Source organism: Pantoea sp. B550 (assembly GCF_024158165.1).
GTDB lineage: Bacteria > Pseudomonadota > Gammaproteobacteria > Enterobacterales > Enterobacteriaceae > Pantoea > Pantoea alfalfae.
Map to the genome: position 1 here is coordinate 3,259,579 of NZ_JAMYXI010000003.1, position 19,978 is coordinate 3,279,556.

At 56.6% G+C, this 19,978-nt stretch carries 19 protein-coding genes; 5 read left to right on the top strand and 14 right to left on the bottom strand.

What is annotated here, in order from left to right; all coding sequences use genetic code 11:
* Positions 1–54: 54 nt before the first annotated feature.
* The 5 genes from artM to NIM72_RS18275 form a co-directional block, all read right to left on the bottom strand.
* Complete coding sequence (gene artM, locus NIM72_RS18255) at positions 55–723, bottom strand: arginine ABC transporter permease ArtM (RefSeq protein ID WP_253421450.1); 669 nt, start codon at positions 721–723, stop codon at positions 55–57.
* Entirely contained in the window at positions 723–1,439 is a 717-nt protein-coding gene (gene artQ / locus NIM72_RS18260) for an arginine ABC transporter permease ArtQ (protein WP_161734258.1), read from the bottom strand. Before artQ ends, artM begins: the two co-directional genes overlap by 1 nt.
* A 6-nt stretch (positions 1,440–1,445) precedes the next feature.
* Complete coding sequence (artJ, locus tag NIM72_RS18265) at positions 1,446–2,177, bottom strand: arginine ABC transporter substrate-binding protein (protein ID WP_033732083.1); 732 nt, start codon at positions 2,175–2,177, stop codon at positions 1,446–1,448.
* A gap of 15 nt (positions 2,178–2,192) precedes the next feature.
* Positions 2,193–2,921, bottom strand: coding sequence for an arginine ABC transporter ATP-binding protein ArtP (gene artP / locus NIM72_RS18270; RefSeq protein WP_253421451.1), 729 nt, complete (start codon positions 2,919–2,921; stop codon positions 2,193–2,195).
* A 222-nt stretch (positions 2,922–3,143) separates the two neighbouring features.
* A complete protein-coding gene (locus NIM72_RS18275) occupies positions 3,144–3,683 on the bottom strand; it encodes a lipoprotein (RefSeq protein ID WP_135909545.1) in 540 nt (179 codons plus the stop codon).
* Between the two features lie 106 nt (positions 3,684–3,789).
* Here NIM72_RS18275 and NIM72_RS18280 point away from each other — a divergent pair, with 106 nt between their 5' ends.
* On the top strand, positions 3,790–4,110 hold the full coding sequence (locus NIM72_RS18280) for a heavy metal-binding domain-containing protein (protein WP_161734254.1): 321 nt from the start codon (positions 3,790–3,792) through the stop codon (positions 4,108–4,110).
* Positions 4,107–4,931 carry an N-acetylmuramoyl-L-alanine amidase gene (locus NIM72_RS18285; RefSeq protein WP_222924277.1) on the top strand — a complete coding sequence of 275 codons (825 nt, stop codon included), beginning with the start codon at positions 4,107–4,109 and terminating at the stop codon, positions 4,929–4,931. The genes NIM72_RS18280 and NIM72_RS18285 overlap by 4 nt, the downstream gene beginning before the upstream one ends.
* Before the next feature lie 4 nt (positions 4,932–4,935).
* Here NIM72_RS18285 and ltaE read toward each other — a convergent pair whose 3' ends face one another.
* The 3 genes from ltaE to NIM72_RS18300 all read right to left on the bottom strand — a co-directional run bounded on the left by ltaE (position 4,936) and on the right by NIM72_RS18300 (position 8,760).
* The gene (gene ltaE / locus NIM72_RS18290; protein WP_161734250.1) at positions 4,936–5,937 is read right to left on the bottom strand and encodes a low-specificity L-threonine aldolase; all 1,002 of its coding nucleotides are present in this window, start codon (positions 5,935–5,937) and stop codon (positions 4,936–4,938) included.
* 71 nt (positions 5,938–6,008) lie between these two features.
* Positions 6,009–7,730: a ubiquinone-dependent pyruvate dehydrogenase gene (poxB, locus tag NIM72_RS18295; RefSeq protein WP_253421452.1), complete on the bottom strand. Its 1,722-nt coding sequence runs from the start codon at positions 7,728–7,730 to the stop codon at positions 6,009–6,011.
* Positions 7,731–7,860: 130 nt separating this feature from the next.
* A complete protein-coding gene (locus tag NIM72_RS18300) occupies positions 7,861–8,760 on the bottom strand; it encodes a lysine exporter LysO family protein (protein ID WP_253421453.1) in 900 nt (299 codons plus the stop codon).
* A 125-nt stretch (positions 8,761–8,885) separates the two neighbouring features.
* On the opposite strand from NIM72_RS18300, the gene NIM72_RS18305 reads away from it, so the two are divergent.
* Complete coding sequence (locus NIM72_RS18305; protein ID WP_253421456.1) at positions 8,886–10,523, top strand: ATP-dependent endonuclease; 1,638 nt, start codon at positions 8,886–8,888, stop codon at positions 10,521–10,523.
* A gap of 74 nt (positions 10,524–10,597) precedes the next feature.
* Here the strand turns inward: NIM72_RS18305 and cspD are convergent, their stop codons facing one another.
* Positions 10,598–10,819: a cold shock-like protein CspD gene (gene cspD, locus NIM72_RS18310; protein WP_098051073.1), complete on the bottom strand. Its 222-nt coding sequence runs from the start codon at positions 10,817–10,819 to the stop codon at positions 10,598–10,600.
* A gap of 315 nt (positions 10,820–11,134) precedes the next feature.
* Between cspD and clpS the strand changes: the two genes are divergently transcribed.
* A complete protein-coding gene (gene clpS, locus NIM72_RS18315; protein ID WP_003849318.1) occupies positions 11,135–11,455 on the top strand; it encodes an ATP-dependent Clp protease adapter ClpS in 321 nt (106 codons plus the stop codon).
* Positions 11,456–11,507: 52 nt separating this feature from the next.
* Complete coding sequence (clpA, locus tag NIM72_RS18320) at positions 11,508–13,784, top strand: ATP-dependent Clp protease ATP-binding subunit ClpA (protein WP_161734242.1); 2,277 nt, start codon at positions 11,508–11,510, stop codon at positions 13,782–13,784.
* Positions 13,785–13,870: 86 nt separating this feature from the next.
* On the opposite strand, the gene infA is transcribed toward clpA, so the two are convergent.
* The 5 genes from infA to trxB all read right to left on the bottom strand — a co-directional run bounded on the left by infA (position 13,871) and on the right by trxB (position 19,772).
* Positions 13,871–14,089, bottom strand: coding sequence for a translation initiation factor IF-1 (gene infA, locus NIM72_RS18325; RefSeq protein WP_002211347.1), 219 nt, complete (start codon positions 14,087–14,089; stop codon positions 13,871–13,873).
* A gap of 345 nt (positions 14,090–14,434) precedes the next feature.
* The gene (gene aat, locus NIM72_RS18330; RefSeq protein WP_161734240.1) at positions 14,435–15,127 is read right to left on the bottom strand and encodes a leucyl/phenylalanyl-tRNA--protein transferase; all 693 of its coding nucleotides are present in this window, start codon (positions 15,125–15,127) and stop codon (positions 14,435–14,437) included.
* A gap of 33 nt (positions 15,128–15,160) precedes the next feature.
* A complete protein-coding gene (gene cydC, locus NIM72_RS18335; RefSeq protein WP_253421459.1) occupies positions 15,161–16,891 on the bottom strand; it encodes a cysteine/glutathione ABC transporter ATP-binding protein/permease CydC in 1,731 nt (576 codons plus the stop codon).
* The gene (gene cydD, locus NIM72_RS18340) at positions 16,891–18,660 is read right to left on the bottom strand and encodes a cysteine/glutathione ABC transporter permease/ATP-binding protein CydD (protein ID WP_253421461.1); all 1,770 of its coding nucleotides are present in this window, start codon (positions 18,658–18,660) and stop codon (positions 16,891–16,893) included. The genes cydC and cydD overlap by 1 nt, the downstream gene beginning before the upstream one ends.
* Before the next feature lie 143 nt (positions 18,661–18,803).
* A complete protein-coding gene (gene trxB / locus NIM72_RS18345) occupies positions 18,804–19,772 on the bottom strand; it encodes a thioredoxin-disulfide reductase (protein ID WP_013357303.1) in 969 nt (322 codons plus the stop codon).
* Positions 19,773–19,978 lie beyond the last annotated feature (206 nt).

Sequence of the window (19,978 nt, forward strand, 5' to 3'; positions counted from 1 at the left end):
TATGCAATTAGTGTGATTTTTCAGGCGAAAAGGGCGAGGAGCCTCGCCCGGGAATCAGTTACGCTGTTCAAAGGCCAGGGCGCGCTTTTCGATCAGTCGCATCATCAGCGTCAGCAAACCGTTAACGCAGAGATAAATCAGACCCGCCGCGGCATAGACCGTGATGTCGTAGGTGCGGCCATAAAGCAGCTGGCCGTGGCCCATGACCTCCATCAGGGTGATGGTGTAGGCCAGCGAGGTGCCTTTGAACACCAGCACCACTTCATTAGAGTAGGAGGAGAGGGCGCGTTTAAATGCATAAGGCAGCAGAATGCGCAGGGTATCTTTGCGGCTCATGCCGAGTGCCGCGCACGATTGCCACTGTCCGGAGGGAATCGCCCGGACCGCACCGTAAAACAGCTGCGTGGTGTAAGCCGCACTGTTCAGCGAGAGCGCCAGCATCGCGCACAGCCACGGCTGCGACAGTAAATGCCACAGCAAGGGGATCTGCTGGATCGAGGGGAACTGTCCCGGACCGTAGTAAATCAGGAAGATCTGCACCAGCAGCGGCGTACCGGTAAACAGCGTGATAAATCCTTTTACCAGCGGATTCAGCACTGGCGTTTTCAGCGACAGGACCACAGTGAAGAGCAGTGCGAGTAGCAGTGCCACCACCAGCGAGGCCGCCGTCAGCGTCAGGCTGGTGTGCAGCCCTTTCAGGAGTTCAGGCAGATAGGCCAGCATTAGCTGTTCCCCCGTTCAAAGCGGGTGGTGCGCAGTTCGATGCGACGTAACACCGCCTGGCTGAATAGCGTAATTACTAAGTAGATCGCGGCCGCCACCAGGAACCAGGTAAACGGCTCCTGCGTGCGGGTGGCGATACTTTTGGTTTGCAGCATCAGGTCATTGACGCTGATTAGCGAAACCAGCGCGGTATCTTTCAGCAGCACCAGCCACTGATTACCCAGACCGGGCAGGGCGTGACGCCACATCTGCGGCATAATCAGCCGGAGAAAGATGACCGACTTTTTCATGCCCAGCGCCTGGCCCGACTCCCACTGACCTACCGGCACCGCTTTGAGTGCGCCGCGCAGTGTCTGCGAGGCGTAGGCGGCGTAGAGCATCGCCAGCGCAATCACACCGCACAGGAACGGACTGACATCGAAGTTCTCTATCTGCATCTGAACCGGCAGCGTAAACAGCCCGAAGTTCAGCGTGAAACCGTCAGAGAGGGTGAGCAGCAGCTGTGAGGCGCCAAAATAGATAAACAGCACCACCAGAATTTCCGGCAGGCCACGGATCAGCGTCACCAGGCCGGTGCCAATCCACGCCAGCGGTCTCAGGCGCAGTGACTCCCAGCCAGCGAAAATCATCGCCAGCACCAGGCCAGCGATGAGGGCACAAACAGCAAGGCCGACGGTCATACCGGCGGCACTTGCGAGGGTCATCATTTCATTCATCAGTGATTACTGCTGGAACCATTTGCTGTAGATGGTTTTGTAGGTGCCGTCTGCTTTGATCTTGTCCAGCGCGCCATTGAATTTAGTCTGCAGATCGGTATTACCGGTGCGTACCGCAATGCCCAGGCCAGTACCAAAGTAGGCTTTATCCGTCACTTTGTCGCCGACGGCAGCCAGCGCAGCATTCTGCTTCAGCCACTCGTTGACCACAGCGGTGTCACCGAAGACAGCATCAATACGGCCGTTTTTCAGATCCAGCACCGCGTTCTGATAGCTGTCGTAAGGCACGATGGTAATGTCGCTGTGTTTATCCGTCAGGTATTTCTGGTGAGTGGTGCCGTTCTGCACGCCAACCCGCTTGCCTTTCAGGGCTTCTACACTGGCGACTTTGCCTTTCTGGGCGACAAATAGCGCCGAGTTGTCATAGTAAGGCTTGGTGAACAGCACCTGTTTTTCACGATCCGGCGTGATATCCATGCCCGCCATCACCGCATCAAAGCGACGGAATTTCAGGCTTGGGATCAGGCTGTCGAACGCCTGATTGGTGAAGGTGCAGGTCGCGTCGATCTCTTTACACAGCGCGTTGGCCAGATCGACATCAAAGCCCTGAATCTTGTTGTCCGCATCCACAAACTCAAAAGGAGGATAAGAGGCTTCGGTCGCAAAACGAATCGTTTGTGCCGCGGTAGCGCTCAGGCTAAAACCGGCAAGCAGTGCAGCAAGTACCATTTTTTTCATTTTTAGCATCCTGACTTAGTGCGAAAGATAGTGAGCAAACGCTTCGGTTTGCGGCTGTGTAAAGCGGCTGGCATCGCCCTGTTCCACAATGTGACCGTTCTCCATATAAACAACGCGGCTGGCCGTTTTACGTGCCACTTCCACTTCATGGGTCACAATCACCTGGGTAATGCGTGTCTGCGCCAGTTCGCGAATGATACTGACAATCTGTGCGGTAATTTCAGGGTCCAGCGCGGCCGTCGGCTCATCGAACAGCAGCACCTGCGGCTCCATCATCAGCGCGCGGGCAATCGCCACACGCTGCTGCTGCCCCCCGGAGAGGTGCAGCGGAAAACGATCGCTGTAGGGCGTAAGGCGCAGTCGGTCAAGCAGCTTATCGGCACGGGCGCGGGCGTCGCTTTTACTGAGGCCCAGAACCCGGCAGGGCGCTTCGATCAGATTCTGCAGCACGGTCAGATGTGGCCAGAGATTATATTGCTGGAACACCATGCCGACGTTCTGACGCAGTTCGCGAATCGCGGCATCAGACGGTTTCTGCGTGAAGTCGAACTGATTGCCGGCAATCTGCAACTGACCTGAACGTGGCTGCTCCAGCAGATTAAGCACCCGCAGCAGCGAACTCTTGCCCGCACCGCTGGGGCCCAGCAGCACCAGGGTCTCGCCTTGCGGACAATCAAGGTTGATGTCGAACAGCGCCTGATGAGCACCGTAGAAGCAGTTTATTGCGTTTAGTTGAATACTCATGCGCCAGATTTGAATAGCTATTAGTGTCGCGGATTTTAACGTCACCAGAATAGTTATGCAATTAAGGTGGGTTAAAATTTGTAAAACAGCAGGTAAACAGCAAAAGCTTAGCACAATATCATGTGCTGTCTGGCTGCTGCCAAAGGCCGCAGGGCGGGCTTTGGCAATAAAAAAGCGCAGTCACCTGCGGTGGCTGCGCTTCTCATAACCGTTGAATCTGAATTATTTTTTTGATTTTTCAAGCATCTGGCTCAGGCTGCCGCCTTCGGCATGTGCAGGGTTCGCCATGTAGCGCACGTCGTCAACGACCCAGCAGGTGCCCTGGTGGATCATCAGCACTTCATCCTGCCACTGTTTGCCGTCGCGGCTCAGATCGACCCGCAGCGGGATGTTGCGTGCATCGCGGTTCGGAATGGTGGAAGCATCGGCGACGCTGGCAGCCGTCGGACCCTGTGACAGGCTGGAGAAGAGATCGCCGTTACGCCACTGTGAACCGGCATTGCTGCCGCTGGCCGCCTGCAGGGAGTGATAAAGCGCATCACTCAGGTAAGGGCGATATTTTGCCAGGGTATTGCTGTCAGGCAGACCCTGCGTAGGCTGTTCGACACGCAGGTCGTAAAACTTCTGGGCTACCTGGTCAGGACCGCCTTCAATACAGGGGGCGGTACGCGGGCCATTATCCTTAATGACTGGCTCAACGGTAGTACAGGCGCTGAGCAGCAGGGCCGCCGGGATCATTAGCGCAAACGCGTTGTTTCTCATCTCGATTTCCTTAGGGTTCTCTGGCAAGGTGCCCTTTTTAGCATAGAGTATAGCCGTGCTTTTTAGTCGAAAGAGCCTTAGCCCGGTTTTCAACAAGGAGAATGCGATGAAATTTTCAACAACCCCAACGCTGGAAGGTCACAGCATCAGTGAATATTGCGGTGTGGTTACCGGAGAAGCGATTCTGGGTGCCAACATCTTCCGTGATTTTTTCGCGGGCATCCGTGATGTGGTCGGTGGTCGTTCCGGCGCGTATGAGAAAGAGCTGCGTAAAGCGCGGGAAATCGCGTTTGAAGAGCTGGAAGCGCAGGCAAAAGCGCTGGGTGCCAACGCAGTGGTCGGTATCGACATTGATTACGAAACGGTCGGAAAAGATGGCAGCATGCTGATGGTCAGCGTCAGCGGTACGGCGGTGATCATTCGTTGAAACGCGGGCTGTTAATGCTGCTGGCACTGCTGCTGGCAGGGTGTCACTCTGGCATGGAATCCCGTGACGGCTACTGGGCCGATCTGCGGCATCCGGCGCAGGGTGCGCGGCCGCGGGTGAAGGTGATTGTGGTCCACTACACCGCCGAAGATTTTTCTTCGTCGCTGGCGACCCTCACCGATCGGGAAGTCAGCGCCCACTATCTGATTCCCCGCCAGCCGCCCCAACGTGCCGGTAAAGGCGTTATCTGGCAGCTGGTGCCGGAGCAGCAACTCGCCTGGCATGCAGGGCCCAGCTTCTGGCGTGGAGCCATCCGCATCAATGACACCTCGATTGGTATTGAGCTGGTAAATAAGGGTTATCGCCGGACGCTGACCGGCCTCGAATGGCAGCCCTTTACCGCCGCGCAGATCACCACGCTGGAGGCGCTGGTGCGGGATATTGCACAGCGTTACGGCATCCCACCAGAAAACATTGTTGGTCACAGTGATATCGCGCCGCAGCGCAAGCAGGATCCCGGTCCACTGTTCCCCTGGCAACAGCTGGCACAGCGGGGACTCGGTGCCTGGCCCGATGCCGGACGGGTGCAATTTTATTTAGCGGGGCAGGATCCGCACGCCCTTGTGCCCGTGCAGCCACTCATGGAAAGCCTGCAACGCTACGGTTATGCGGTGACAGCGGGGATGAGTGTGCGTGAGCAGCAGAAGGTGATTGCCGCGTTTCAGATGCATTTCCGGCCTGCGGATTATCGCGGTCAGCCCGATGCCGAAACCGCCGCGATAGCAGCCGCACTACTGGAGAAGTATGGTGCGGCGGAATAGCGGATTACTGCTGCAGAAACGCTTTCCAGTGGGCGACAACCTGCTCCAGCGCCGCACGATCAGCATCCAGATGGGTGACCAGTCGGGTGCGTGTTCCCACGCTGATTAACACGCCGCGCGCCTTCATCCACTCACCTAATGGTTTGACCTGGGCTTCCGGCACGGACACGAACAGCATGTTGGTCTGCTGATCGATGACGCTGACGCCCAGTTCATGCAGCTGCTGTCCCAGCCAGGCGGCATTGTCATGATCTTCCTGCAGTCGCGCCACGTTGTGTTCTAACGCGTACAGACCCGCCGCCGCCAGAATACCGGTCTGGCGCATACCGCCGCCGGTCATTTTACGCCAGCGACGGGCGCGCTCAATCAGCGCCGTATCGCCACACAGCAGCGAACCGACGGGCGTGCCCAGACCTTTAGAGAGACAGAGGGTGAGGGAGTCGCAGTAGCGGGCAATCGCCGCCAGCGTGATCTTCTGTGCGACCACGGCATTGAAAATACGCGCGCCATCAATATGCAGCGCCAGCTTATGCTCGCGGGTAAAGGTCCACGCCTGTTCCAGATACGCCAGCGGCAAAACTTTACCGTGATGGGTGTTCTCCAGACTCAGCAGGCGGGTGCGGGCAAAGTGAATATCATCCGGCTTAATGGCCGCTGCCACCACATCGAGCGGCAGGGTGCCATCATCGGCGGCCAGCACCGGCTGCGGCTGAATGCTGCCCAGCACCGCCGCACCGCCCGCTTCATATTTGTAGTTGTGTGCCTGCTGACCGACGATATATTCATCGCCGCGCTCGCAGTGGCTGAGCAACGCCACCAGGTTGGCCTGGGTGCCGGTCGGGAAAAACAGCGCCGCGGCTTTGCCGCTCAGCCGTGCAGCTTCCGCCTCCAGCGCATTTACGGTGGGATCGTCACGGTAGACGTCATCACCGGTTTCGGCTGACATCATTGCGCTTAACATGGCGGCGCTGGGCCGGGTCACGGTATCACTGCGTAAATCGATCACCTTATGCTCCTGAATGTGGCGGAAGATAAAAAAAAGGCGGGCATCGCGCCCGCCTGGATGGAATCACTGTTTTACCGCAGCCAGTTGGTTTTCGCCAGTTCTACCACCTCATCACCGCGACCGTTCATGATGGCGCGCAGCATGTAGAGGCTGAAGCCTTTGGCCTGCTCCATTTTGATCTGTGGCGGCATAGCCAGCTCCTCTTTGGCCGTAATAACATCCACCAGTACCGGACCATCATGGGCAAATGCCTGCCCCAGCGCGCCATTCAGTTCTGACGCCTTTTCCACCCGGATACCACGGATGCCGCAGGCCTGGGCGATAGCAGCAAAGTCGGGATTTTCCAGCTCCGTGCCGTCGGTGAGATAGCCCCCGGCCTTCATCTCCATCGCCACAAAGCCCAGCACGCTGTTGTTAAAGATCACCAGTTTTACCGGCATTTTCAGCTGCGCCAGCGAGATAAAATCGCCCATCAGCATGCTGAAGCCGCCGTCGCCGCACAGCGCAACGACCTGACGGTTGCGATCGATCGACTGCGCACCCAGCGCCTGTGGCATTGCGTTCGCCATTGAGCCATGGTTAAACGAACCCAGCAGGCGACGTTTGCCGTTCATCTTCAGGTAGCGCGCCGCCCAGACGGTCGGGGTTCCGACATCGCAGGTAAAAATAGCGTCGTCGCTGGCGTAATGGCTGATCTGCTGTGCCAGATATTGCGGATGAATCGGTTGCTTGTCGTTGGGCTGCGCCAGCTCATCCAGACTTTTGCGTGCCTCGACGTAGTGCTTGACTGCACTGTCGAGGTGGCTGCGATCGCTTTTGTGCGTCAGTTGCGGCAGCAATGCCTGCAGCGTGCTTTTCACATCACCGACATAGGCCTGATCAACGTGACAGTGTGATCCGAGACTACCCGGATTGATATCGATCTGGATGATCTTAGCGTTTTCCGGATAGAAGGCGCGATAGGGGAACTGGGTGCCAAGCAACACCAGCGTCCCGGCATTCATCATGGCGTGGAAACCAGATGAGAACCCGATCAGGCCGGTCATGCCGACATCATAAGGGTTGTCATACTCGATGTGTTCTTTGCCTCGCAACGCATGGACAATTGGCGCTTTCAGCGCTTCGGCCAGCGCCACCACTTCCTGATGTGCACCGGCGCAGCCACTGCCGCACAGCAGCGTAATGTCAGTGGCCTCGTTCAGCGTCTGTGCCAGCCGGGCCAGTTCGGCGGGCTGTGGCAGGACCTGCGGCAACTGCGGCGGATACCACTCAGTGCTGGCGCTTTCCGGTGCCAGTTTCAGTGCCACGTCTCCTGGCAGTACCACAACCGAGACGCCACGATTCAGAATCGCTTTACGCATCGCGATGCCCAGCACCTGCGGTAACTGCTCAGGATTCGAGACCAGCTCACAGTAGTGGCTGCATTCGCGGAACAGCTCCTGCGGATGGGTTTCCTGGAAATAGCCGCTGCCGATTTCGCTCGAGGGGATATGCGCCGCAATCGCCAGAACCGGGACGCGATTGCGATGGCAGTCGAACAAACCGTTGATGAGATGTAAATTGCCGGGTCCACAGGAACCGGCGCAGACCGCCAGTTCGCCGCTGATATGGGCTTCTGCGCCCGCCGCAAAGGCGGCGACTTCTTCGTGTCGTGTCGGCATCCACTCGATGGTGCCCATGCGATTAAGGCTATCGCTCAGGCCGTTAAGGGAGTCCCCGGTGACACCCCAGATGCGTTTGACGCCCGCGCTTTCCAGCGTTTTGGCGACCAGCGCCGCCACGGTTTGTTTCATGCTCTTCTCCTTTGTCGGCCCGCCCTGAGGAGTGACGTGACCAGAACCGAAAAAAGAAGCGTAGACGACACGGCAGAAAAGCAGGCGTGAAAAAATGCGCTGGCAGAGCTCAGCGCATATCAGACCGGGTTCAGGCAGAGAAGAGGGCGATCAGAATCGGGGCCAGCAGGCTCATGACAAAACCGTGCACAATGGCGGCAGGGACAATCTCATTGCCGCCCGCCCGCTGCAGCACCGGCAGGGTAAAGTCCATTGAGGTGGCTCCGCACAGACCCAGTGCACTCGAACGATGGCGACCAATCAGTGCCGGGATCAGCATGATGGCGACCAGCTCACGTACCAGGTCGTTGAAGAAGGCGGCACTGCCGATGACCGGGCCAAAGGCTTCGGTCATCAGAATGCCGGAGAGGGAGTACCAGCCAAAGCCGCTGGCTAGCGCCAGACCGGTCTTTAACGGCATGCCCAGCACCAGCGCGGCAATCATGCCCCCGAGCAGCGCGCTGATCAGCACGACAACGGCCACCAGCATGCCACGACGGTTCAGGATGATCTGACGCAGCGTCATGCCACTGCCGCGCAACTGAATACCCACCAGAAACAGCAGGAAAATCAGCGCATATTCGCTGGCGGTTGAGGCGTGATGCAACAGCGGCCACTGGGTCAGGCCAAGCAGAAAACCAAGGACAACGACGCCGCACAGCTTCAGGGAGTCCAGTGCCATATGCAGCCGCGAGGGCAGTTTCTCCTGCCGGTGTGCATGCTGCCAGGGCGCATACTTTTCCAGTCCGCGCAGCGCCAGCAGGTTGCACAGCAGAATGCAGAACGCCGCTACGAGTGCGGTGTGAAATATCGCCAGCAGGTTACTGCCGAGGTTGTCGAGAAAGGCCAGGCTGATGCCCATAAAGAAGAGAATGACGTAAACCATCCAGCCTAACAGCTGGTTTACCCGACGCAGCAGAGTGGTTTTACGGAACGGCAACAGCCAGCCGGCGATCAGCGGCAGCAGAATAATCAAAAGTCCGGAGTACATATCAATGCCATCCATGGGGGAAGAGGCAACACGCTAGCGAAAAAGCGTATCGGAGTAAACCCCATAGCAGCTTGACCGGTTCGCTGGCGGCAACCATGCTGTTTATAACCTGAGGACGGACGCCTATGATTCTGGAACATATCGATATTCGCGGTTTCCGCGGCATCAACAAGCTCTCACTCCCTTTAACCCGGACTGATCTGCTGATTGGTGAGAATGCCTGGGGCAAATCCAGCCTGCTGGATGCCCTGAGCCTGTTACTTTCGCCCAATGAACCAGCTTATGTTTTTACCCAGGCTGATTTCCATTTCACCCCAGGTGATGTGGCCGATCCCATGCGCCGTCTGTCAATCGTATTTCATTTTCGCGATGATGGCAGCGACCCGGATGCTGTGCTCTCGACATTCTGGCAGCGCGATGCTCAGGGCCAGCGTCGGCTTTATTACAGCGTCAGCGCGGCCTGGCGTGACAGCGGCATCGAAACCCGACGGCGTTTCGTTGATGTGAACGCGCAGCTGTTGCCAGAGCAGCACTGCGCGGCGGCCATTGATCTGTTGATGAAACGCTATCCGGTGCTGCGGCTGCGCGATGCGCGCTTTAGTAAGCGGACGCGTAACAGTGCGCCTGTGGCTACTCCACATCCTGAGGTGCTGGCGGGCATGGCGTCGCTGGCGCGCGATCTGGAGCACCATCCCCAGCAGCTCAGTGATGAGGTGCTGCGACAGGGGCTGAAGACCATGCAGCAACTGATGCAGCACTACTTTCTGGTGCAGTTGCCCGATGCGGGCAATGAACTCAGGTCACGGGATCCGCAGACACGCGACGGGGAAAAGGGATGGCGGGCGTTGGATCATCTCAATCAGCTGATAGCCGGAACCGACTCCCGCAGCCGTCAGCTGATTCTGCTGCAGATATTTACCCTGTTGATTGAGGCGCGAGGCGACGTCCCGCTGGCCGCTGATGCCCGTCCGCTGCTGCTGATTGAAGATCCGGAAACCCGGCTGCATCCGATTATGCTGTCGGTGGCGTGGAACCTGCTAAGGCTGTTGCCGCTGCAAAAAATCGCCACTACCAATTCTGCTGAGCTTCTGTCTCAGGTGCCGGTAGAGAACGTCTGTCGTCTGGTACGCGGTCCCTCGCGCGTGGCCGCCTGGCGCATCGGGCCAGAAGGGCTGAGTGCCGAAGAGAGCCGGCGCATTGGCTTCCATATTCGTGTCAACCGGCCTGCGGCGCTGTTTGCCCGTTGCTGGCTGCTGGTGGAGGGGGAAACCGAAGTCTGGATTATGAATGAGCTGGCACAGCAGTGCGGTTACAACTTTGCGGCTGAAGGGGTGAAGGTAATTGAGTTTGCTCAGTCGGGCTTAAAGCCGCTGCTGAAGTTTGCCCGTCGCATGGGCATCGCCTGGCATGTGCTGACAGACGGCGATCAGGCGGGTAACAAATATGCCAGCACGGCACGCACGCAGTTACAGCCCGGCGATCCTGAGCTGCGTTTTCTGACGCAGTTACCGGCACTGGATATGGAGAATTTTCTCTATCACCAGGGTTTTCAGGATGTCTATCATCAGATGGCGCACCTGCCGTTAAACGTTCCGATGAGTTCCAGGCGTATTATTACCAAAGCGATTCACCAGAGCTCCAAGCCAGAACTGGCGATCGCTGTGGCGACATCGGCGGCGGAACGCGGGCCGGAAGCCATCCCGCCGTTAATACGGGAGATGTTTGCCCGGGTGATTGGGCTGGCGCAGGGCCAGGCAGATTAAGTCTGCTTCAGACAGGAAAATGCCAGCGGCACTGGCTGGCATTTTTGGGTCACTGTTCAGAGGTGGGGTAAGTATCAGGCTACGGCCTGTATCTCAACCGGCACGATGAGGCTGGCGTGATTACCTTTCGGGCCTTCATGCACGTCGAACTGAACCTGCTGGCCTGCCTTTAGCGTGCGGTAGCCTTCCATCTGAATGGTGGAGTAGTGTGCAAAAATATCTTCGCCACCGCCAACCGGACAGATAAAGCCAAAGCCTTTGGAATTATTGAACCATTTAACTGTGCCCGTCTCCATGCTTTTACTTCCCTCGCAAGACATTTTATAAGTAGGTGAGGTCTTACAGGCTGTGAGTCTGATTTGATTAAAACTCAATCAGCCTGTGCAGGTAGAATGTAGAGAAAGCGCCGCCGGCGTCAAGCAAACCACCGGGCCAGGTGGGGAAAAAATCATCAAAATTTGAGGTGGTTAACGCTATTGGAAATTTTGTGATGCAGGTCGCGCAAGGGAATTTCTGAATAAAATTTCAGCAGCGACCAGGAGCTTGACAGGCATGTTAAACTCTCAACATGTAGTCATTAAAAGGCTAAAGCACAATCTCAACGGAACACTATGGCAAACACAAACGACTGGCTTAACTTTGAACATCTGGCCGAAGACAAAGTACGCGAAGGGTTAAAGCCGCCTTCTATGTATAAAGTCATTCTGAATAATGACGATTATACACCTATGGAATTTGTTATTGACGTCGTACAAAAGTTCTTTTCTTATGATGTTGAACGTGCAACGCAGCTGATGTTGAAAGTTCACTATCACGGCAAGGCGATCTGTGGTGTATTTACTGCAGAAGTCGCCGAAACAAAAGCGGCCCAGGTGAACAACTATGCGCGGGAAAATCATCATCCGTTGCTGTGTACGCTGGAAAAAGCCTGAACCCGTCTCCATATAGGAAACTGGTAAGGGCGATAATTGGGGGAGGTGCCTAATGCTCAATCAAGAACTGGAACTCAGTTTAAATATGGCTTTCGCCAGAGCGCGTGAGCACCGTCATGAGTTTATGACCGTCGAGCATCTGTTACTGGCGTTGCTCAGTAACCCGTCGGCCAGAGAGGCATTGGAAGCCTGTACGGTGGATATTGTGGCTCTGCGGCAGGAACTCGAAGCCTTCATCGAACAAACCACACCGGTGCTGCCCGCCAGCGAAGAGGAGCGTGACACTCAACCGACGCTCAGCTTCCAGCGCGTCCTGCAGCGTGCGGTTTTCCATGTCCAGTCATCCGGTCGCAGCGAAGTCACCGGGGCAAATGTGCTGGTCGCCATCTTCAGCGAGCAGGAGTCGCAAGCGGCCTATCTGTTACGCAAACATGAAGTCAGCCGCCTTGATGTGGTGAATTTCATCTCTCACGGTACGCGCAAAGACGAACCGGGCCAGGCGCCAGGCGCTGAAAATCCGGTTAACGAAGAGCAAGCAGGCGGGGAGGATCGTATGGAAAACTTCACCACCAATCTTAATCAGCTTGCTCGCGTCGGTGGTATCGATCCACTGATTGGTCGCGATAAAGAGCTGGAACGTACCATTCAGGTGCTGTGCCGTCGTCGTAAAAACAACCCGCTGCTGGTGGGTGAATCGGGTGTGGGTAAAACCGCTATTGCAGAAGGCCTCGCCTGGCGTATCGAGCAGGGCGATGTACCGGAAGTGATGAAAGACTGCACCATCTACTCGCTGGATATCGGTTCATTGCTGGCGGGCACCAAATACCGTGGTGACTTTGAAAAACGTTTCAAAGCGCTGCTGAAGCAGCTGGAGCAGGACGAACACAGCATTCTGTTTATCGATGAAATCCATACCATCATTGGTGCGGGTGCCGCGTCCGGCGGCCAGGTCGATGCGGCGAACCTGATCAAACCTCTTCTTTCCTCTGGCAAGATTCGGGTGATGGGTTCCACCACCTATCAGGAATTCAGCAACATCTTTGAAAAAGACCGTGCCCTGGCGCGTCGCTTCCAGAAGATCGATATCACGGAGCCTTCACCTGAAGAGACCGTGCAGATCCTGAATGGCCTGAAGACCAAGTACGAAGCGCATCACGATGTGCGCTATACCGCGAAAGCGGTGCGCGCAGCGGTGGAACTGGCGGTGAAATATATCAACGACCGTCATCTGCCTGACAAGGCGATTGATGTGATTGATGAAGCGGGTGCGCGTGCGCGCCTGATGCCAGCCAGTAAGCGCAAGAAAACCATCAACGTCTCTGACATTGAAACTGTGGTGGCCCGTATTGCCCGTATTCCTGAGCAAAGCGTGTCAGCAAGCGACCGCGATACGCTGAAAAATCTGGGCGATCGCCTGAAGATGCTGGTGTTTGGTCAGGACAACGCCATTGAGGCGCTGACGGAAGCGATCAAAATGAGCCGTGCAGGTCTGGGTCAGGATCGTAAGCCGGTCGGTTCCTTCCTGTTTGCCGGGCCTACTGGGGTCGGTAAAACGGAAGTCACCGTGCAGCTGGCGAAAGCGCTGGGTATTGAGCTGCTGCGCTTTGATATGTCCGAGTATATGGAGCGTCACACCGTCAGCCGTTTGATTGGTGCGCCTCCGGGTTATGTCGGCTTTGATCAGGGCGGCCTGCTGACGGATGCCGTGATTAAGCATCCTCATGCGGTGGTGTTACTGGATGAGATTGAGAAAGCACACCCGGATGTCTTCAACCTGCTACTGCAGGTAATGGATAACGGTATGCTGACCGACAACAATGGTCGCAAAGCGGACTTCCGCAACGTGGTGCTGGTCATGACCACCAACGCCGGTGTACGTGAGACTGAACGTAAGTCGATTGGCCTGATTCATCAGGACAACAGCACCGATGCGATGGAGGAGATCAAAAAGATCTTTACGCCAGAGTTTCGTAACCGTCTCGACAACATTATCTGGTTCAGTCACCTGTCCCCAGCGGTGATCCATCAGGTGGTCGACAAGTTTATTGTCGAGTTGCAGGCGCAGCTGGATGCGAAAGGCGTATCGCTGGAAGTCAGTGATGAAGCGCGTGACTGGCTGGCTGAGAAGGGCTATGACAAAGCGATGGGCGCACGTCCGATGGCGCGCACCGTACAGGACAGCCTGAAGAAACCGTTAGCTAATGAACTGCTGTTTGGTTCGCTGGTGGATGGCGGCTCAGTATCAGTCGCGCTGGATCGTGAGAAAGGTGAACTGACCTATCACTTCCTGAGTGCTGAAAAACGCAAAACCGAAGGCACTGTGCATTAATCACCTGCTACAGATGTGAAAAAGGCCGGATTAAAATCCGGCCTTTTTTTTCGCTGCAATATGCAGAGCGATGAGATTACTGCAAATTAGCGACTACGGAAGACAATGCGGCCTTTGCTCAGGTCGTACGGGGTCAACTCAACGGTCACTTTGTCACCCGTCAGGATACGGATGTAGTTTTTGCGCATTTTACCGGAGATATGAGCAGTGACCACGTGTCCGTTTTCAAGTTCTACGCGGAACATGGTGTTAGGTAACGTATCCAGTACGGTACCTTGCATTTCAATATTGTCTTCTTTGGCCATCGAATCCTCTGGGTGTACTACCTTTCAGTTGAACCGGCAAGATAATGCCCAATTCAACGATTTATGTAAAGAACCGTCGGCGATTTTGCCAACGCTTTGCCGGGGTGCACGTAAGTTGCGCGCATCCGGTAAAATTAGGGTGTTTAAGGTGACGTCTGCAGGGGATTAGCGGGCTAAGAATCTGAATCAACCGGTTACATGCGCACGATTGAAAACAGTTCCGAGAGTGCGTTGAGATTCCCAGCCTGGCAATTCCGGCTCGATATTGCGAAGCGCGGACGACATACCAAACCCGACTAATATACCACTTATGCGCCTTTATGTGTGCAAAACATCTCTGCAGGGCTAAAAAAGCGTTTGTGTCTGCCAGCAGCCATCGCTGACCGGCTGGTAAGCAAGGCTTTGCACATATTGCAGATAATCCGCGCGCGGGATCTCCTGCGCACCCAGCGAGGCGGTATGAGGATTAAGTACCTGACAATCCACCAGTCGGCCCTGATGTCGGACGAAATGCTGACAAAAGACCCAAAGTGCTGTTTTTGATGCATTCTGCTGACGGCTGAACATCGATTCACCGCAGAAGATTTGCCCCATCGCCAGCCCGTACATGCCACCCACCAGCTGATGTTCATCCCACACCTCGATCGAGTGCGCGTGGCCCAGTTCATACAGTCGTAACCAGGCTCGCTTCATCTCAAAGGTAATCCAGGTGCCTTCCTCGCGACCGCTTGCGCAGCCCTCAAGGACCTCGGCAAAGGACTCGTTCATTGTTACCCGATAAGGTGAACGACTGTGAAAACGCTTCATGCTACGACTGAGATGAAACTGCTCAGGCAGCAGGACGGCCCGGGGATCGGGCGACCACCAGAGAATGGGATCGCCGGGCGAAAACCACGGAAAGATACCGTGCTGATAAGCGTTAAGTAATCGGGCAGGGGAGAGATCACCGCCCATGGCCAGCAGGCCATTTGGCTCACGCAGCGCCATCTCCGGCGGGGGAAAGATCAGAGATTCCCGTGACAGTTGTACCAGTCTCATCGCGTTATGTTACTCATCGGCATTTCGCTAAGACTATAACGCAATACGCTGCCGGAAACGCCAGTAGCGCCCTGCTTTTGAGATTAATTCCGCATGACTGCCCTGCTCAACAATCGCGCCATTATCCATCACGCAGATGCGATCCATCTGTTCCAGGCCACTCAGCCGGTGAGTGACCATAAGCATGGTTTTTCCGGCAGTCAGCCGTTGCAGCAGGGCAAGAATATGTTGCTCGGTGGTGGCATCCAGCCCTTCGGTGGGCTCATCCAGCAGCCAGAGATCGCCGTCGTGCAGTAACGCACGCGCCAGCGCCAGCCGACGCAGTTCGCCGCCGGAAAGCGGGCGACCCCCTTCGCCCATCCAGGCGTTTAATCCTTCCTGATTCTCAAGCAGGCGTTGCAGGCCAACGTCGTTCAGAACGCGGCATAGCTGCTCATCAGTGGCATCGGGGCAGGCCAGCAGCAGATTAGCGCGCAGGCTCTGGCTGAAGAGGTGAACCCGCTGCGTCACCACGCTGATACGCTGGCGCAACGCGGACTCTGACCAGGCGGTAATCGGCAGATCATTCAGGCTGATGACACCGTGCTGGCTCTCACGAGCGCGGGTCAGCAGCGCCAGTAGCGTCGATTTTCCGCAGCCGGTCGGTCCCAGTAGCGCAATATGTTCACCCGCGGCCACCTGCAGGGTACAGCTGTTGAGTACCTTATCCGGACGGTCGGGGTAGCTAAAGTCGAGCCGATCAATATTGATGCAGAGCGGTCCTGACCGGGCGTCTGACCTTGCCGGGAAGGTGATAGCGGGTGACTGATCGATAATGTCATTAACCCGATGCGCGGCAGTTGTCACCTGCGACATAGGCAGAAAAGCCCCTGCAACCGGTGCCAGCGCCTCAAAGGCGGCAAGAGCGCAGAACACGACCAGCGCAATCAGCGAGCCGGGTAACTGCTGTTCTCTGATTGTCGCAGCACCAAGCCAGAGCAGCAGGGTTACGGTTATGCCGCTGATCAGCAGCAGCAGGCTCTGAGCGGCGGCCTGTAAACGCTGTTGCTGGCTCTGTGCCTGCTGCCAGCGCCGTTCATCTTCGTCAAGTTGCTGACGCCAGCCCTGCGAGGCCCCATATAACGTAAGTTCAGCCTGCGCCGCCAGCCACTGCATCAGCTGCAAGCGCCAGCGGGCGCGTCCGTGGGCAATCGCGATGCCTGCCGGTGAGCCCAGACGATAAAATAGCGACGGCATCAGAATCAGCGTACTCAGCATGATACCGCCCAGCGTCAGTGCCAGCGGAATATTAATAAAACTCATCCCGACGGTGACTACCACTATCACCAAAAATGCGCCAAGCAGCGGCGAAATGACGCGCAGATAGAGATGATCCAGCGTATCAACATCGGCCACAAAACGGTTGAGCAGGTCCGCCTGGCGGAACTGCAACAGCTGCTCTGGCGAAAGCGCCATAAGGCGGCTGAAGGTGTGGACACGCAGATGCTGAAGCACTCTGAATGTCGCATCATGGCTGACCAGACGTTCAGCATAGCGTGCGGCAGTGCGGATGATCGCTGCACCACGGACGCCTGCCGCGGGCAGCATATAATTGAAGGTATAGAGGCCTGCTACGCCTGCCACTGACGATGCGGCAAGAAACCAGCCTGACAGGGTCAGCAGGCTGATGCTGGCCAGCAGGGTAACAATCGCCAGCACAATGCCCAGCGCAAGACGGAAAGGGTGGCGCAGCCAGAGACGAAGAAAAGGACGCAAGGCTGACATCAGCGAATCTCCTGTTGACGATGCTTCAGCATCTCACTGAAGGGACCAGGCTGTTGCGACAGCTGCTGCCAGTTACCCTGTTGCACCAGCTTACCCGCCTCCATCACCCAGAGGGTCTGCCAGCGACTCAGCGTATCAATCTGATGAGTAATCATCAGCGTGGTCTGGCGGGCAGCCGCCTGGTTCAGGGCCACCATGACATGACGTTCGCTGAGTGCATCCAGGCTGGCTGCCGGTTCATCAAGCAGCAATAAATGTGAGGATTTATAGAGCGCGCGTGCGACCGCCACTCGCTGTGCCTGACCCACCGACAGCTGATGACCACCATCGCCGGGCTGGGTTTCAATGCCCCTGGGCAGACGAGGCAGGAACTCATTAATGCCGCACGATTCCAGCAGCGTTGCAAAGCGCTCGCCGTCCCAGGCAGCATTCATTACGATATTGTCGCGCAAGGTGCTTGCCGGTAACTGCGGGTTCTGTCCTACCCAGCTAAGCTGCTGATGCCAGTCACTCCGTCGTATATCACGCAGTTCAACGCCATTCGCCTTCAGCGAGCCCTGATAAGGCAGGAAACCGAGCAGGGCGTTCATCAGGGCCGTTTTACCGGCCCCGCTTTGACCGACCAGCGCAATCTGCTCACCCGCAGCGATGGTAAAGGTGAGCGGGCCGCACAGCACCTGGCCATCGGGCGCGCAGACTCGCAGATCATCGGCGACAAGTGAGATTGCGCGCTCGGCAGTGAAAGGCTGCGGGCCATCCTGCCGGATAACGTCGGGCGTCGCCTGCATAAAGGCTTCAAGTGCATCGGCACCGCCGACCGCCTGGGCTTTGGCATGATAGAACGCGCCGAGATCGCGCAGTGGCTGGAAAAATTCCGGGGCGAGGATCAAAACCAGGAACCCGGCATACAGCGTCACGCCGTGGCCATAATCACCGAAATGCAATTCGCCCAGATAGGAGAAGCCAAAATAGACGGCTACCACAGCAATGGCTAACGAGGCAAAAAACTCCAGCACGGCGGAGGAGAGAAACGCTAAACGCAGCACATCCATGGTGCGCTGGCGAAAATCGGTGGTGGCGTCGGCAACCGCCTGCTGCTCTGCTTCACCACGATGAAACAGCCGCAGCGTTTCTCTGCCGCGCAGACGGTCGAGAAAGTTACCGCTCAGGCGGGCCAGCACCAGGAAGTTGCGGCGATTGGCCTCGGCCGCACCCATGCCGACCAGCGCCATAAACAGCGGAATCAACGGCGCAGTGGCAAACAGGATTAGACCCGCGGTCCAGTTCAGCGGAAAAACAGTCAGCAGAATGCAGCAGGGGATGAGCACCGCCAGCGTCATCTGCGGCAGATAGCGGGCGTAATACTCCTGCATCTCTTCGATCTGCTCCAGCAGCAGAGTCGCCCAGCTCCCGGCTGGTTTCCCCTGTATCCACGCCGGGCCCAGCGCAGACAACCGGTCTAAGACCTGCTGTCGTAACGCCTGACGGATAGCCTGCCCGGCACGATAGCCGGTCAGTTCACGGGCATAGTTAATCAGGGCGCGCAGTACGAAGCAAAGCAGTAACAGCAGGATACTGACCGTCAGTGCTTCACGCGGTTGCTGGTCAACGATCAGCGCCTGCAGCAGCGAGGCCAGTAAACCAGACTGGGCAATGATCAGCAGGGCACTTACCATGCCCAGCAGCGTGTTGAGCCGCAACCAGCGACCGGCGAAACGACGTTGCTGACGAAGCCAGCGGGTAAGATGCTGCTGCCGCGATTTGTCCATGCGAGACCATACTAAATGTCGGTGACAGGGGAAAATGGAAAGACATTTCCATCTCTTCAGGCGCCAGAATCTAGCATGAGAGCTATAAAAAAGGCGACGGAAAAACCGTCGCCTGGAATATTTGAGATCAGAGGGTTAACAACTTACCGATCGTTTTTAACCAGCCCGTCAAGAAAACGCTCAGCATCTAACGCGGCCATGCAGCCGGTGCCCGCAGAGGTAATCGCCTGACGATAGATATGGTCCATCACATCCCCTGCCGCAAAGACGCCAGGAATGCTGGTCTGAGTGGCGTTACCGTGCAGACCCGACTGAACTTTGATGTAACCGTTCTCCAGCGCCAGCTGACCTTCGAAGATAGCCGTATTCGGACTGTGTCCGATAGCAACAAACAGACCCGCGACTTCCAGCGCTTCTGTTTCATCACTGTTCTGGGTAGAACGCAGTGTCAGACCGGTCACACCCATCTGATCGCCTGTGACTTCTTCCAGCGTACGATGGGTGTGCAGCACGATATTACCATTGCGCACTTTTTCCATTAGCCGGTCGATCAGGATCTTCTCTGCGCGGAAACTGTCACGACGGTGGATCAGATGCACTTCAGCCGCGATGTTCGCCAGATAGAGCGCCTCTTCAACGGCCGTGTTACCCCCGCCAATCACTGCGACTTTCTGGTTGCGATAGAAGAAACCGTCACAGGTTGCACAGGCAGAGACACCTTTGCCCTTGAACGCCTCTTCAGACGGCAGACCCAGGTAGCGCGCTGACGCACCGGTGGCGATGATCAGGGCATCTGCTGTGTATACGCCGCTGTCGCCAGTGAGGGTGAACGGGCGGTTCTGCAGATCAACGGTGTGGATGTGATCGAAAATGATCTCAGTATTAAATTTTTCGGCATGCTCGTGCATGCGCTCCATCAGCGATGGACCTGTCAGATCGTGCGGGTCGCCCGGCCAGTTCTCCACTTCAGTGGTGGTGGTCAGCTGTCCGCCCTTTTCCAGACCGGTGATCAGCACCGGATTCAGGTTGGCGCGTGCAGCATAAACGGCTGCGGTATAACCCGCTGGGCCGGAGCCCAGAATGAGTAACTTACTGTGTTTGGCCGTACTCATGCGTTCCTCAGTTTCATTCGGCTGACATAGCCTGCGATTGTAGGGAATATCCGGCGACAATAACAAGACTTAGCCAATTTTGTTAACGATAGCTGCAAGTGGCGTAGACGATGAGCGGCGGTTTTGCCTGGTCAATGCGCCAGAATGGGGCAAAAATCGGCTTTGAGAGGTGCAAAAGTGGAAAAATACTCATTTAAAAACAGATA

Coding starts and splice junctions, on each gene's coding strand:
- NIM72_RS18275 (WP_135909545.1), bottom strand. CDS start 3,683: ATGAGAAACAACGCGTTTGCGCTAATGATCCCGGCGGCCCTGCTGCTC.
- artJ (WP_033732083.1), bottom strand. CDS start 2,177: ATGAAAAAAATGGTACTTGCTGCACTGCTTGCCGGTTTTAGCCTGAGC.
- NIM72_RS18280 (WP_161734254.1), top strand. CDS start 3,790: ATGAAATTTTCAACAACCCCAACGCTGGAAGGTCACAGCATCAGTGAA.
- clpS (WP_003849318.1), top strand. CDS start 11,135: ATGGCAAACACAAACGACTGGCTTAACTTTGAACATCTGGCCGAAGAC.
- artM (WP_253421450.1), bottom strand. CDS start 723: ATGCTGGCCTATCTGCCTGAACTCCTGAAAGGGCTGCACACCAGCCTG.
- artP (WP_253421451.1), bottom strand. CDS start 2,921: ATGAGTATTCAACTAAACGCAATAAACTGCTTCTACGGTGCTCATCAG.
- NIM72_RS18305 (WP_253421456.1), top strand. CDS start 8,886: ATGATTCTGGAACATATCGATATTCGCGGTTTCCGCGGCATCAACAAG.
- cspD (WP_098051073.1), bottom strand. CDS start 10,819: ATGGAGACGGGCACAGTTAAATGGTTCAATAATTCCAAAGGCTTTGGC.
- infA (WP_002211347.1), bottom strand. CDS start 14,089: ATGGCCAAAGAAGACAATATTGAAATGCAAGGTACCGTACTGGATACG.
- poxB (WP_253421452.1), bottom strand. CDS start 7,730: ATGAAACAAACCGTGGCGGCGCTGGTCGCCAAAACGCTGGAAAGCGCG.
- cydD (WP_253421461.1), bottom strand. CDS start 18,660: ATGGACAAATCGCGGCAGCAGCATCTTACCCGCTGGCTTCGTCAGCAA.
- artQ (WP_161734258.1), bottom strand. CDS start 1,439: ATGAATGAAATGATGACCCTCGCAAGTGCCGCCGGTATGACCGTCGGC.
- trxB (WP_013357303.1), bottom strand. CDS start 19,772: ATGAGTACGGCCAAACACAGTAAGTTACTCATTCTGGGCTCCGGCCCA.
- NIM72_RS18300 (WP_253421453.1), bottom strand. CDS start 8,760: ATGTACTCCGGACTTTTGATTATTCTGCTGCCGCTGATCGCCGGCTGG.
- clpA (WP_161734242.1), top strand. CDS start 11,508: ATGCTCAATCAAGAACTGGAACTCAGTTTAAATATGGCTTTCGCCAGA.
- aat (WP_161734240.1), bottom strand. CDS start 15,127: ATGAGACTGGTACAACTGTCACGGGAATCTCTGATCTTTCCCCCGCCG.
- cydC (WP_253421459.1), bottom strand. CDS start 16,891: ATGTCAGCCTTGCGTCCTTTTCTTCGTCTCTGGCTGCGCCACCCTTTC.